This is a genomic window from Variovorax sp. GW822-FHT04E09 (assembly GCF_058800845.1).
In genome coordinates, this window is sequence record NZ_JBXAMR010000007.1 from 303408 (window position 1) to 316412 (window position 13005).

At 69.4% G+C, this 13005-nt stretch carries 14 protein-coding genes; 1 reads left to right on the forward strand and 13 read right to left on the reverse strand.

The annotated features are described in order from the left end of the window. Window positions 1-11 precede the first annotated feature (11 nt). From AC1RL8_RS26005 to AC1RL8_RS26040, 8 genes are all read right to left on the reverse strand, one after another. The gene (locus AC1RL8_RS26005) at window positions 12-932 is read right to left on the reverse strand and encodes a hydroxymethylglutaryl-CoA lyase (protein ID WP_492686427.1); all 921 of its coding nucleotides are present in this window, start codon (window positions 930-932) and stop codon (window positions 12-14) included. 164 nt (window positions 933-1096) lie between these two features. Further along, the gene (locus AC1RL8_RS26010) at window positions 1097-1393 is read right to left on the reverse strand and encodes an acylphosphatase (RefSeq protein WP_492686426.1); all 297 of its coding nucleotides are present in this window, start codon (window positions 1391-1393) and stop codon (window positions 1097-1099) included. A 10-nt stretch (window positions 1394-1403) separates the two neighbouring features. Beyond that, the gene (locus AC1RL8_RS26015) at window positions 1404-2573 is read right to left on the reverse strand and encodes an acyl-CoA dehydrogenase family protein (RefSeq protein WP_159272784.1); all 1170 of its coding nucleotides are present in this window, start codon (window positions 2571-2573) and stop codon (window positions 1404-1406) included. Continuing rightward, complete coding sequence (locus AC1RL8_RS26020) at window positions 2570-3802, reverse strand: CaiB/BaiF CoA transferase family protein (protein ID WP_492686425.1); 1233 nt, start codon at window positions 3800-3802, stop codon at window positions 2570-2572. Before AC1RL8_RS26020 ends, AC1RL8_RS26015 begins: the two co-directional genes overlap by 4 nt. Continuing rightward, on the reverse strand, window positions 3799-4812 hold the full coding sequence (locus AC1RL8_RS26025; RefSeq protein ID WP_492686424.1) for a Bug family tripartite tricarboxylate transporter substrate binding protein: 1014 nt from the start codon (window positions 4810-4812) through the stop codon (window positions 3799-3801). Before AC1RL8_RS26025 ends, AC1RL8_RS26020 begins: the two co-directional genes overlap by 4 nt. A 23-nt stretch (window positions 4813-4835) precedes the next feature. Further along, window positions 4836-5225, reverse strand: a complete 390-nt coding sequence (locus tag AC1RL8_RS26030) for a cupin domain-containing protein (RefSeq protein ID WP_492686423.1) — start codon at window positions 5223-5225, stop codon at window positions 4836-4838. After that, window positions 5222-5971 carry an IclR family transcriptional regulator gene (locus AC1RL8_RS26035; RefSeq protein ID WP_062477316.1) on the reverse strand — a complete coding sequence of 250 codons (750 nt, stop codon included), beginning with the start codon at window positions 5969-5971 and terminating at the stop codon, window positions 5222-5224. Before AC1RL8_RS26035 ends, AC1RL8_RS26030 begins: the two co-directional genes overlap by 4 nt. Window positions 5972-6064: 93 nt before the next feature. After that, window positions 6065-6985, reverse strand: coding sequence for a 2-hydroxyacid dehydrogenase (locus tag AC1RL8_RS26040; protein ID WP_492686422.1), 921 nt, complete (start codon window positions 6983-6985; stop codon window positions 6065-6067). Window positions 6986-7072: 87 nt separating this feature from the next. Between AC1RL8_RS26040 and AC1RL8_RS26045 the strand changes: the two genes are divergently transcribed. After that, entirely contained in the window at window positions 7073-7387 is a 315-nt protein-coding gene (locus AC1RL8_RS26045; protein ID WP_062477314.1) for an EthD family reductase, read from the forward strand. On the opposite strand, the gene AC1RL8_RS26050 is transcribed toward AC1RL8_RS26045, so the two are convergent. The 5 genes from AC1RL8_RS26050 to AC1RL8_RS26070 are packed head-to-tail and all read right to left on the reverse strand — an operon-like array spanning window position 7365 to window position 12996. Next, window positions 7365-8435, reverse strand: coding sequence for a hypothetical protein (locus AC1RL8_RS26050; RefSeq protein ID WP_493196611.1), 1071 nt, complete (start codon window positions 8433-8435; stop codon window positions 7365-7367). The genes AC1RL8_RS26045 and AC1RL8_RS26050 overlap by 23 nt on opposite strands. A 60-nt stretch (window positions 8436-8495) precedes the next feature. After that, window positions 8496-9458, reverse strand: coding sequence for a DUF4349 domain-containing protein (locus AC1RL8_RS26055; RefSeq protein ID WP_492686420.1), 963 nt, complete (start codon window positions 9456-9458; stop codon window positions 8496-8498). Window positions 9459-9517: 59 nt separating this feature from the next. Then, window positions 9518-11518 (reverse strand): acetyl/propionyl/methylcrotonyl-CoA carboxylase subunit alpha, encoded by a 2001-nt coding sequence (locus AC1RL8_RS26060; RefSeq protein WP_492686419.1) that lies wholly within the window; start codon window positions 11516-11518, stop codon window positions 9518-9520. Further along, window positions 11511-12182 carry a DUF4126 domain-containing protein gene (locus tag AC1RL8_RS26065; protein ID WP_095947914.1) on the reverse strand — a complete coding sequence of 224 codons (672 nt, stop codon included), beginning with the start codon at window positions 12180-12182 and terminating at the stop codon, window positions 11511-11513. The genes AC1RL8_RS26060 and AC1RL8_RS26065 overlap by 8 nt, the downstream gene beginning before the upstream one ends. Before the next feature lie 19 nt (window positions 12183-12201). Further along, on the reverse strand, window positions 12202-12996 hold the full coding sequence (locus tag AC1RL8_RS26070; protein ID WP_492686418.1) for an enoyl-CoA hydratase/isomerase family protein: 795 nt from the start codon (window positions 12994-12996) through the stop codon (window positions 12202-12204). Between the last annotated feature and the right edge of the window lie 9 nt (window positions 12997-13005).

Consider the following 13005-nt stretch of genomic DNA (forward strand, 5'->3'; position numbering starts at 1 on the left):
AGAAGGAAGGCTCAGCCCGCGCGCTTGGTGCGGATCGCCTTCGAGGCGCGCGAGTTCGGTTCGCGGCCCAGCGCTTCGCTGATGTACACGCCCGCGTCGATGAGCTTGTCCAGGTCGATGCCGGTGGCGATGCCCATGCCGTGCAGCATGTAGACCACGTCTTCGGTCGCCACGTTGCCCGTCGCGCCCTTGGCGTAGGGGCAGCCGCCCAGGCCGGCCGAGGACGACTGGAAGTTCCACACGCCCAGCTCGAGCGCCGCCAGCGTGTTGACCAGCGCCTGCCCGTAGGTGTCGTGGAAGTGGCCGGAGATGGCGTCGACACCGAAGTGCGCCAGCGTGGCCTCCATGGCCGCCTGCACCTTGCGCGGCGTGCCCACGCCGATGGTGTCGGCCACGTCCACGCGCTGCACGCCGATGCCCTTCATCAGTTGCGCGAGGTAGCCGACCTTGGCCGGCGCGATCTCGCCTTCGTAGGGGCAGCCCACGGTGCACGACATCGCGCCGCGCACGGCGATGCCCTTGGCGCGCGCGGCCTCGACCACGGGCGCGAAGCGCTCGATGCTCTCGGCGATCGAGCAGTTGATGTTCTTCTGGCTGAAGGCCTCGCTCGCGGCGCCGAACACCACGATCTCGTCGGGCCATTCTTCGCGGGGCGCGGCGATGGCGGCCTCGAAACCCTTCATGTTGGGCGTGAGCACCGAGTAGAGAACGCCCGGCTTGCGCACGATGCCGTGCATCACTTCGGCGTTGTCGGCCATCTGCGGCACCCACTTGGGCGAAACGAAGCTGGTGACCTCGATCTCTTTCAGGCCGGCGTCCTGCAGGCGGTGCACGAGGCCGATCTTGACCTCGGCGGAGACGGATTGCTTTTCGTTCTGGAGGCCGTCGCGCGGACCGACGTCGACGAGCTTGACCTGGGTGGGGAGTTTCATGGGATGTCTCTGGTGTCGCTGTCGCGGGAGGGGGATGAAAAACCGGCTTCGATTGTCCGACACATGGGCTTGCGCTGCTTGGTACACAAGTCGCGGAAGGTAGCAATGCGCGCCTGTGGGGTTGCAAATGGTGCCAACCGGTCGGCCCCGCAGGAAAACAGCCGCTAGACGGTTTCGCGCTGCGCGAAACCGTCGGGCAGATCGCCCGTGGCGTCGGCCTCGCTCACATCGACCGCCTCCACGCGCGCACCGGCCGGCCCCTGGCGCGCCCAGTGCACCAGCGCCTCGACCGCATCGGCCTCGCCGGCCACGAGCGCTTCGACCTTGCCGTCGCGCCGGTTGCGCACCCAGCCGCGCACGCGGAGCCGCTGCGCGGCCTGCACCATCGACCAGCGATAACCCACGCCCTGCACGAGGCCGTGGACGACGAGATGGCGGGTGATGGTGGCGTTGGCGTTCATGGCAAGTGGGTCAGTACGACTTCGGCAGCCCCAGTGCCTTCTCGGCGATGAAGTTCAGGATCATCTGCGGGCTGACCGGCGCGATGCGCGGGATGTAGCTCTCGCGCAGCAGGCGCTCGACATGGTATTCCTTCGCGTAACCCATGCCACCCAGTGTGAGCACGGCGTTCTGGCAGGCGTCGTGCGCCGCCTCGGCCGCGAGGTACTTGGCGGCATTGGCCTCGATGCCGCAGGGCTCGCCCGCGTCGTACAGCGTCGCGGCCTTGAGCATCATCAGGTCGGCCGCCTCCAGGTTGGCCCAGGCGCGCGCGAGCGGATGCGCCACGCCCTGGTTCTGGCCGATGGGGCGGCCGAAGACGACGCGCTCCTGCGCGTACTGCGAAGCGATGCGCAGCGCGGCGCGGCCGATGCCGATGGCTTCGGCCGCGATCAATATGCGCTCGGGGTTCAGGCCGTGCAGGATGTATTCGAAGCCGCGCCCTTCCTCGCCGATGCGGTCTTCCTCGGGCACTTCGAGGCCGTCGATGAAGAGCATGTTCGAGTCGACCGCCGCACGGCCCAGCTTGTGAATCTCGCGCACCTCGACCTTGCTGCGGTCCAGCGCCGTGTAGAACAGCGTGAGGCCCTGCGTGGGCTTCTTCACCTGGTCGAGCGGCGTGGTGCGCGTGAGGATCAGCATGCGGTCGGCCACCTGCGCGGTCGAGATCCAGATCTTGCGGCCGTGCAGTACATAACTGCCGTTCGGCTGGCGCACCGCCTGCGTCTTGAGGCTCGTGGTGTCGAGCCCCGCGTCGGGTTCGGTCACGGCGAAGCAGGCCTTCTCGGTGCCCGCGATCAGCGGCGGCAGGAAGCGCTGGCGCTGCGCCTCGGTGCCGAACACCACCACCGGGTTGAGGCCGAAGATGTTCATGTGCACCGACGAGGCGCCCGACATGCCCGCGCCCGATGCGCTGATGGCACGCATCATCAGCGCCGCCTCGGTGATGCCCAGCCCCGCACCGCCCTGCGCCTCGGGCATCGCGATGCCGAGCCAGCCGCTGTCGGCGACGGCGCGGTGGAATTCGTGCGGGAACACGGCGCGGTCGTCGTGGTCGCGCCAGTAGTCGATGGGAAAGTCTTCGCACAGGCGCTCGATGGCCGCGACGAGCGAGCGCTGGTCTTCGTTCAGGGAGAAATTCATTCGCTGTCTTTCGTGGGTTCCGGCTGCAGCGTGACGCCGCGCGCGAGCATGCGGTCGATGGCGTCGTCCGCATAGCCCGCTTCGCGCAGCAGCTCCACGCTCTGTTCGCCGATGCGCGGCGCGGGCCGGCGGATGGCCGCGGGCGTGGCGCTGTAGCGGCCGACAGGCGCGAGCGTGCGGATGCGGCCTTCGCTCGGGTGGTCGAACTCGGGGAAGAAATCGACGGCGCGCAGGTGCGGGTCGTCGAGCAGGCTCTCGGTGGTGTGCAGGCGCGCGACCGGGATGTCGGCGGCTTCGAGCAGCGCCATCCATTCGTCGCTGCCGCGCGTGGCCATCACCTCAGCGACGAATGCGTAGACCGCGCCGATGTTCGCGGCGCGCGCCGTGTGCGTGCCGAACATCGGCGAGCTGCGCAGCTCGGGCCGGCCGATCACGTCGAAGAAGGCCTGCCAGTGCTTGTCGTTGTAGATGAGCACGCCGAGGTAACCGTCGGCCGTGGCGTAGGGCTTGCGGTGCTCCGCGAGCAGGCGCGCGTAGCCGGTGGGGCCGAGCGGCGGCTCGAAGCTGTGGCCGCCGAGGTGGTCGCCCATGACGAACTGGGAGAGCGCCTCGAACATCGGCACTTCCACGGCCTGGCCCTGGCCGGTGCGCTGCGCGCTGAGCACGGCGGCGAGCAGTGCGATGGCGGCCTGCAGGCCCACGGCGCGGTCGGCCAGCGTGACGGGCGCGTAGCGCGGCGCACCGCCGCTTTGCTGCGCGAAGAGCGAGGCGACGCCGGCCGCGCCCTGGATCAGGTCGTCGTACGCAGGCTTGCCGGCATACGGGCCTTCTTCGCCGTAGCCGAAGGCGCCGAGGTACACGATCTTCGGGTTGACCGCGGCCACGGCCTCGTAGCCGAGCCCCAGCCGCGCCATCGCCTGCGGGCGCGTGTTGTAGATGAGCGCATCGCAGCCCGCCGCGAGCCGCAGGCAGGCCTCGCGGCCCTCGGGCTGCTTGAGGTCGAGCACGATGGAGCGCTTGTTGCGGTTCAGGTGCATCGCCATCGCGCCCATGCCGGCATGGCGCATCGGGCCGACGGCGCGCAGGTTGTCGCCCGACGGCGGCTCGACCTTGATGACGTCGGCGCCGAGGTCGCCGAGGGTCTGCGTGGCGTACGGGCCCATCACCACGGCCGTGAGGTCGAGGATGCGGATGCCTTCGAGAGGGCCGAGAGAACCGGTCGCGCTCATTCGGGTTGGATGCCCGCGGCCTGGATCAGCTTCTTCCACTTCGCCAGCTCGGACACGGTGAACGCCCCGAGTTCCTCCGGCGTGCTGCCGAACGCATCGAAGCCCAGCTTCGTCACACGCTCGCGGAAGGCGGCGCCGTTCGCCATCTCCGACAGCGCCTTGTTGAGCTTCAGCACGACCTCGCGCGGCGTGCCGGCCGGCGCGAACACGCCGTTCCACGAAGTGATGTCGAAGCCCTTGAGCTCGGGCGTGTCGGCCAGCGGCGGCAGTTCGGGAAAGAGCTTGGTGCGCTCCTGCGTGGTGACCGCAATGGCGCGCATCTTGCCGGCCTTGACCGTGGCGAGCCCCGCGGCAAGGTCGACCACCATCATCGACACCTGTCCGCCGATGAGGTCGGCGATGGCCGGCGGCGTGCTCTTGTAGGGCACGTGCAGCATCGGGATGCCGCTCATGCGCGACAGCGTGGCGCCGCTCACGATGCCGGTGCTGTTGCCGCTCGCATAGGTGAGCTTGCCCGGATGCGCGCGGCCCCAGGCCAGCAGCTCGGCCACGCTCTTCACGGGCAGGTCGTTGTTCACCACCAGCATGAACGGCAGGTTGCCCATGCGGCTGACAGGCGCGAAGTCTTTCACCGGGTCGTAGGGCAGCGACTTCATCAGGCTCGGGTTGGCCGAGTGCGTGGTGTTGGTCGTCATGAAGAGCGTGTAGCCGTCGGGCGGCGCCTTGGCCACCAGCTCGGCCGCGATCACGCCGCTGGCGCCGGCCCGGTTGTCGACGATCACCGAGGCCTTGAGCGCCTCGCCCAGCATCTGCGCGGTGATGCGCGCCACCGCGTCGGTGCCGCTGCCGGCCGCGAAAGGCACGATGAGCTTGATCGGCTGCTTCGGGTAACCGCCGTCCTGCGCGAAGGCCCAGGGCACGGCGCCCGCCAGGCCCGCCGCAGCGCCGATGGAAATGAAACGGCGGCGGCTTTCCACCGCGACTGTTTCTGTCGCGTTCTTCGTCTGCATGGTTGTGTCTCCGGGGTTGTCGTTCAGGGCCGGATCACGCGCTCCGGCGATTCCTCGTACGGCGGGCTGTAGATCACCAGCACGCGCACCGGCTCGTCGCTCACCACCGTGAAGGTGTGCATCGCGTCGGCCGGAAAAAAGCAGCTGTCGCCAGGATGCAGCTCCTGCCGCTGGCCGCCCACCTCGGCGACCGCGCGGCCTTGGAGCATGTAGCAGACCTGTTCGATGCCCGGGTGCGCATGCGGCAGCGCGCCCTTTCCCTTCTGGATGTGGCCCACCAGCACCTCGAGCTGCTTCGCCCCCACCGTCTCGGGACCGATCAGGCGCTTGTTCAGCGTGCCGGTGTGGTTGGCGGGGTGGTAGCCGGTGATCTCGTCCTCGCGGACAAAGTAGCGTGCAGCGGTTGCGGTCATCGGGGGTTCTCTGTCTTGGGTTCGATCGCGAGGCACGCCGAGCGCAGCATCGCGGCGATGTCGTCGATGCGCGCTTCCATGCGGTAGCGCGGGCCGGCCACCGAGATCGCGTAGGCCTCGCCGCCGATGCGCAGCGGCCAGGCCAGGCCGATCAGGTCGGGAATGCTTTCGCCCAGGTTGCCGTACCAGCCGCGTGCGGCGCCGCGCTGCAGCTCGGCCTCGATGGCGTCGGCGGTGGTGAGCGTGGCGTCGGTGAGGGGCGCGAGCGTCATGCCCTCGAGCAGCTTGCGGCGCGCTTCGGGCGCGAGCGTGGACAGCAGCGCGCGGCCCAGCGAGTTGGCGTACGCGGGGCGCGTTTCGCCCGACTCGGCCGTGTAGCGGATGCGCTGCGGTGCGCTCAGCACGTCGAGGTACACGACGTGCTCGGCATCGCGGAACTTGCCGAACACCACCGTTTCGCAGGCGGCGTCGCGCAGCTCCTCGAGCGTGGCCTTCACCCGGTCGAGCACCGGGTCGTGCGCGGCGATGACCTGCGCCATGGCCAGCAGCCGCCCCGTGGGGTAGTAGCCCTGGCGGCGGCCGGTCTCGTACATGTAGCCCTGCTCTTCGAGCGTGCGGATCAGGCCCAGGCAGCTGGACACCGGCATGTCGAGCAGCCGCGCCATCTCGGACAGGGCCAGCGGCTGCTTCTCCCGGGCAAAGAGCTCGACGATCTCGATCACGCGGAACGCTGTTTTCACAACCATGAAGAAATTTTCTCGTATGTGAAAAACAAAAGCGTCGGGGTTTTCCCCCGCCGGCCGCGTGTCAGCCGGACCGTCGTCGTCGGCGCAGGGCCGTCAGTAGCCGCGGACGGGATCGACGATGCCGGCGATCGGCAGGCCCTGCTCCATCGCGCGGATCTTCCCGCCGATCTGGGCGATGGACTCCTCGCGCAGCGTGCGCGCCGAGCCGTGCGGCGTGACGGTGATCTTCGGGTGGCGCCAGAAGGCGTGGTCGGCCGGCAGCGGCTCGACCTGGAACACGTCGAGCGTGGCGCCCGCGAGCTGGCCGGCGTCGAGCATCGGGATCAGGTCGTCTTCCACCAGGTGGCCGCCGCGCGCGATGCTGATGAGGTAGCCCTCGGGCTTGAGCTTGCCCAGCGTCGTGCGGTTCAGGATGCCGCGCGTGGCTTCGGTCAGCGGCAGCAGGTTGACCAGCACGCGCGTGGAGGCCAGGAACTCGTCGAACTGCGCTTCGCCGCTGAACACCTGCACGCCGTCGAGCGCCTTGGGCGAACGGCTCCAGCCGAGCACCGGAAATTCGAACTGCGCCACGGCCTTGGCCACGCGCTCGCCGAGCACGCCCAGACCCATGATGCCGACCGGGAAGTCGCGCCGCAGCTTCGGCTTGCGGTAGCTCCACTTGCCCTCGCGCGCATCGGCCTCGTACACGTCGAATTCGCGGAAGTGGCGGATGAGCGTGTGGCACACGTACTCGGCCATCTGCACCGACATGCCCGCGTCGTCGAGCCGCACGATGCGCGTGTGCGCCGGCACCTTGAGCTTGAGCAGCGCATCGACGCCCGCGCCGATGTTGAACAGGCCGCGCAGGTCGGGCTGCTCGTCGAGGAACTGCTGGGGCGGCGCCCACACCACGCCGTGGTCGGCCTGCGGCGCGCCGGGCGTCCAGGCTTCGATGGTGGCTTCGGGGAGTTCGGCCTTCAGGCCATCGATCCAGGGATCGGGACGGTTGTCGGTGAGGTAGACGGAGATTCGCATGGGCGCCATCTTAGAAGGCACCGGCTTGTTGCGTCGCGCGCCATCTCCTATGCTCGACCGCATTCAGCCACCCAGGAGACACCTTCCATGATCAAAGTCAGCGTGATGTACCCCCACACCCCCGGCGCGCGGTTCGACCACGACTACTACCGCGACCAGCACATGCCGATGCTCAAGGCCCGCATGGGCGACGCCTGCCTCTCGTACACCATCGACAAGGGCCTGGGCGGCGGCGCACCGGGCTCGCCGCCCACCTACGTCGGCATGTGCCACGTGTTCGCCGAGTCGGTCGAGTCCTTCCAGAAGGCCTTCGGCCCGCACGTGAAGGAGATCATGGGCGACGTGAAGAACTACACCGACATTGCGCCGGTGATGCAGATCAGTGAAGTGGTGGTGGGCTGACGGGCGCTTGCCCCAGGTCCGTCGGAACGCGGGCCATCAACCCCACGCCCGGCACGTAACCCCGGTCCGCTTCGTCGAGCTGCGTCGGGTCGACACTCCACGCATCGGCAAGCGCCGTGACGTCCTCTTCGCCGGGCACGACGCTACGGCCAGTCGGACGGACCTGGCGGTCGGCGTCGCGCCGCGACATGCCTGAGGCGACCAGCGCTGCCTCCCGTGCGAATTCATCCTCGAGCAGGTCCGAGAGCCGATCGCGCGCATCGACCGGCGACAGTCCGCTGAGCACGGCAAAGCCCAGTGCGGCTTCCTCGGCGCTCTGTGCGCCCACGTTCGCATACACCTCGCCGCTGCTGCCTGCATAGCAGAACTGCCGCCCGGGCTCGCCGCGGCGTGCGCGCGCCCAGGTGACGAAGTCGGCGACACGGTGGCTGCCAAAGAATTGCGCTTCGCCGAAGTGGTCCTTCAGGCGCGTGAAGATCACGTCGAAGGCCTGCCCGATGCCTTCGAGGCGGTCCTCCGGGTACACGGCGGGATACGGCAGGCCGTCCCCCACGAGCAACACCCAGCCCTCGACGGGCGGTGATGCGAACACCCAGGGGGCCTGTCCGCCAGACGTTCGGCGGTAGGCCGCCGCGATGCCGGTGTGCCAGTTGGCCGGCCCTTCGGACGCCCATCCGAGGGCATCGAGCACTTGTGCGGGGTCCGAGGCTTGCACGGCAAACCAGCAGACCTTGTAGCCGAAGGGCTCCGGCAGGTCCGGTGTCGCGTCGAACTGCGGCGGAGGTGCCTCGACGGGTGGCGCGGGCGGGTTCCGTGGTGGGCGCTTCAAGGGCTTCGGCGGCGTCGGGGGCGCCGAGGCCCATGGGGCGGCGATCAACCGCGCCATGGGCTGGGCGGGTTTGACGTCGAAGGTGTAGCGCAGTGCAGGGGGCGCTGCGGGCGGTGGCGCCGGTTCAGGCGCAGCCGGCACAGAGGCAGGCACCGCCCCATCGTCCTGCGCCTTCCCCAGGCCCAGTCCCGCAAGAAACTTCCGAAATCGCCCCGCCATGCGGCCCCTCCTTCTTGTCGTGCGGCCGCGCTGTGTCGGGCGCGGCCGGCGCGCAGTGTCTCACGCCACCTTGGCGCGGCGACGACGCCACAGCACCCGCACCAGCCATCCCACGGGCAGCACCACCAGCAGCAGCCACGGCAGCGCCGCGGCCACGAAGGTGATGAGCGCACCCACGCTTTCGGCCAGCACGTCGCCGGCGTTGCGCAGCGCATGCGCCATCGGGCTGTAGCCGTCGCTGCCGCTCACCAGCGCGCGCTTGGGCGTGAACTGGATCTGGATGTGCTGCTTGCTGGTCTGCTGCGCCAGCACCTTGCGCTGGGTGGCGATGGCGTCGAGCTCGGCCTGCGTGTCCGACAGCGTGCGCTGGATCGCCAGCAGGTCGGCCATGGTGCGCTTGGTGACGGTGTCGCGCAGCATGACGCGCAGGCTGTCGCGGAACTCGGTGCGGTTCTTGATGCGGGCCTCGACGTCGATCACCTCGGAGGTCTTGTCCTCGCTGGTGGTGGTGTGCGAGACCACGTTCGCCACGCCGGCCAGGCCACCGAGCAGCTTGTCGACGTCGGCGGGTTCCACGCGCATCTCGAGCAGGGCGTTGCCCGGCTGCTGCGGCGTCTCGCGCAGCAGCGAAGACGACAGCAGCTCGCATTTCAGCGTGCCGCACAGGTCGCGCACCTTGCCCCAGGCGTCGGCCAGCTGTTCGGCCGGCACTTCGACGCTCAGGTCCTGCCGCACGGCCAGGAAGCGCTGCAGCGCGGTCTCGCTACTGCCGCCCCGCGCCTCGTCGGACTGCGACGCGGCGATCTCGGCCTGCGGTGCGCTCGCCCGCTGTGCTTTCATGGCACCGCCATAGCCCATCGGCGGCGCCGGCATGGACGCGGAGGCCGGCGCGGCCGATTCGGCACTGCGCTGGCGGTCGCAGCCGGCCAGCGACAGGGCGGCCGCCAGGGCCAGCAGGACAGCGCCTGCGCGGTGGCGCACGGCGGCGCGGGAGGTCGATATGGAAAGGGTGCGGCGGCTCATCAGGACTCCTTGAAAAGAATGACTACCACCGCTGATACGGGCGAGCGCCCGGATCGGGGTTAAGCGGCAGCCGCCATTCGCAACAATTCGTCGCCCTCCGCCACCTGCTCGCCCGGCGAGAACATCAGTTCTTCCACCGTGCCGTCGGCCGGCGCGGCGATGGTGTGCTCCATCTTCATGGCTTCCATCACGGCCAGCGGCTGGCCGCGGCTGACCTTGTCGCCGGCCTTGACCGCGAAGGACACGACCTTGCCGGGCATCGGCGCAGTGAGGCGGCCGCCTTCGGCGTGGGTGTCGCCCGCATGGGCGAGGCGGTCGATGGCCGTGAGGCGCGTGGCGCCCTTCGACGCGAACACGTGGGCGGTGGCGCCGTCCAGGTGCACGTCGAGGGTCTGGCGCGTGCCGGCGAACTCGAGCTCGAACTCGCCCGAGGGAAAACGCCCGATGGTGAGCGGGCCTTCGACACCGCCCACTTCGAGGTGCAGGCCGCCGTCGCGGCGGTAGGTCAGCAGTGCGCTGTGCTCGGCGCCGCGGAACTCGAAGTCGAAGCGGCGCTTGTATTCGCCATGCGCGCGCCAGCCGTCGCGGCGCTCGAAGGGGTCGGGCAGCTGCGTCGGCCACTCGGTGACCAGCGTGCGCGTGATGGCGGCGGCGGCGGCCAGCGGCAGGCCCAGCGGCTCACGGTCGAACAGCACGGCGCGCTCGCGCTCGATGAGCGCGGTGTCGAGGTTGGCCGTCGAGAACGACTCGGTCGCCAGGATGCCGCGCAAGAACTGCACGTTGGTCGACACGCCCACGATCTGCACCTGCGCCAGCGCGGCATCGAGCCGGGCCAGCGCCTCGGCGCGCGTGCTGCCGTGCACGATGAGCTTGGCAATCATCGAGTCGTAGAAGGGCGAGATCTCGCCGCCTTCGCGCACGCCGTCGTCGATGCGCACGCGGCTGCGCTGGAAGGCGGTGGCCTGCGGCTTGCGGTACACGCGCAAGGTGCCGGTGGCGGGCAGGAAGTTGTTGTCGGGGTTCTCGGCGCAGATGCGCGCCTCGATGGCGTGGCCGTGGATCTGCAGTTCCGATTGCTTGGCGGGCAGCGGCTCGCCCGAGGCCACGCGCAGTTGCCACTCCACCAGGTCGAGGCCCGTGATCGCTTCCGTCACCGGGTGCTCCACTTGCAGGCGCGTGTTCATCTCCATGAAGAAGAAGTTCATCTCGCCGCCTTCGCGCTGCTCGACGATGAACTCCACCGTGCCCGCACCCACGTAGTTCACGGCGCGCGCCGCGGCCACGGCCGCTTCGCCCATCTGCTTGCGCATCGCCTCGGTCATGCCGGGCGCAGGCGCCTCTTCGAGCACCTTCTGGTGGCGGCGCTGCACCGAGCAGTCGCGCTCGAACAGGTAGACGTAGTTGCCCTGCGTGTCGCCGAACACCTGGATCTCGATGTGGCGCGGGCGCTGCACGTACTTCTCGATCAGCACCGCGTCGTCGCCGAAGCTGTTGATGGCTTCGCGCTTGCACGAGGCCAGTGCGGCCTCGAAATCGGCGGCCTTGTCGACCGCGCGCATGCCCTTGCCGCCGCCGCCGGCGCTGGCCTTGATGAGCACCGGGTAGCCGATGCGGTCGGCCTCGCGCTGCAGCAGCGCCGGGTCCTGGTCGGCGCCGTGGTAGCCGGGCACCAGCGGCACGCCGGCCTTTTCCATCAGCTGCTTCGACTCGGCCTTCAGGCCCATGGCCTTGATCGCCGAGGGCGGCGGGCCGATGAAGGCCAGGCCGGCGTCGGCGCAGGCCTGCGCGAACTCTTCGTTCTCGCTCAGGAAGCCGTAGCCGGGGTGCACGGCTTCGGCGCCCGTGGCCTTGGCGGCCTCGAGGATCTTTTCCCAGCGCAGGTAGCTGTCCTTCGGGGCGCTGCCGCCGAGGTACACCGACTCGTCGCAGGCGCGCACATGGTTGGCGTGCGCATCGGCATCGGAGTACACCGCCACGGTGCGAACGGCCATGCGACGTGCGGTTGCTGCGACACGGCAGGCGATCTCGCCACGGTTGGCGATGAGGATCTTCTTAAACATTCGGAGTGTCTCCCGGAGGATTCTTTTTCAGTTGAAAGGCGGACGTGACGCCCGGATCGGGCCGGCCACTGAAGATGCGTGCCACGCGGCTGAACAGCGCGCGCAAGAAACGCCAGCTCTTGCGGATGAGCCACACGCTGAGCACGAGCACGAAGACGAACAGCACCAGAAAGACCAGCGGATGCGCCACCGCGAGCCACAGCCCGGCCGGCACCATCGAGTCTTCGACCAGCGAAGCACCGACGTTCGAGAACGGCTCGGGCGAGGTGTTGATGGCCGCGCGCGTGGTGGCCTTGGCCGCATGCGCCGTGGCCGCGAAGCCGCCGCCCAGCAGCGCCGCCACGACGGCCATGGCGCCATGGTCGGCACCGAACACGCTGGCCGCGAGCGCCGCGCCGGCGGGGATGCGGATGGCGGTGTGCACCACGTCCCACAGCGAGTCCAGGCCCGGGATCTTGTCGGCGAAGAACTCGACGAACACCATGAAACCGCTGACCGCGAGCACGATCGGATGCGCGAGCATCTGCAGCCCCGCAGGCAGCGGCACCCAGCCGAAGTAGCCGACCAGGCCGGTCAGCAGCACGACGAGGTACAGACGCACGCCGCTGGCCCAGCCGATGGCGGCGGCCAGTGCGAGCAGTTGCGGCATGTCGAGTGCGTTCATGGCGGTCCTTGGTTGGCTGTCAGCCGGCGAGCCAGGACGGCTTGCGCTTCTGCAGGAAAGCCTGCACGCCCTCGCGGCCTTCGTCGCTGGCGCGGATGTCGGCGATGCCTTCGACGGTCTTGGCGATGAGCGCGCTGTCGATCTCGCGGCCGGCCACGTCGGCGATCAGCTGCTTGCAGGCGCGCACGGCGGCGGGGCTGGCGCCGGTGAGTGCCTTCAGCAGCTCGTCGACCTTGGCGTCGAGCGCGTCGGCGGCCACCACTTCATGCACGAAACCGATGCGGTGCGCCTCGGCGGCGGTGAAGCGTTCGGCCGTGAGGAAGTAGCGCTGCGACGCGCGCGGGCCCATGGCGCGCAGCACGTACGGGCTGATGGTCGCGGGCACGAGGCCGATCTTCACTTCGCTCAGGCAGTACCACGCGGTGTCGACGCTCACGGCCATGTCGCACGCGGCCACGAGCCCCATGCCGCCCGCGTACACATCGCCCTGCACGCGCGCGATGGTGGGCTTGGGGCACTCGGCAATGGTGCGCAGCATGTCGGCCAGCTTGCCCGCGTCGGCGAGGTTCTCGCCCCGCGTGTAGTCGGCCATGCGGCGCATCCAGTTGAGGTTGGCGCCCGCGCAGAAGGCCGGGCCGTTCGCGCCGAGCACGATGGCCTTGACCTGCGGCGCGGCGCCGGCTTCAAGGAAGGCCTGCGTCAGCTCGGCGATCACGACGTCGTCGAAGGCGTTGCGCGCGTCGGGCTGGTCGAGCCAGATGCGTGCGACCGCGCCGTCGATGGCGAGGTTCAGCTTGGTGAAGGTGCTGCTCATGCGGTGCCC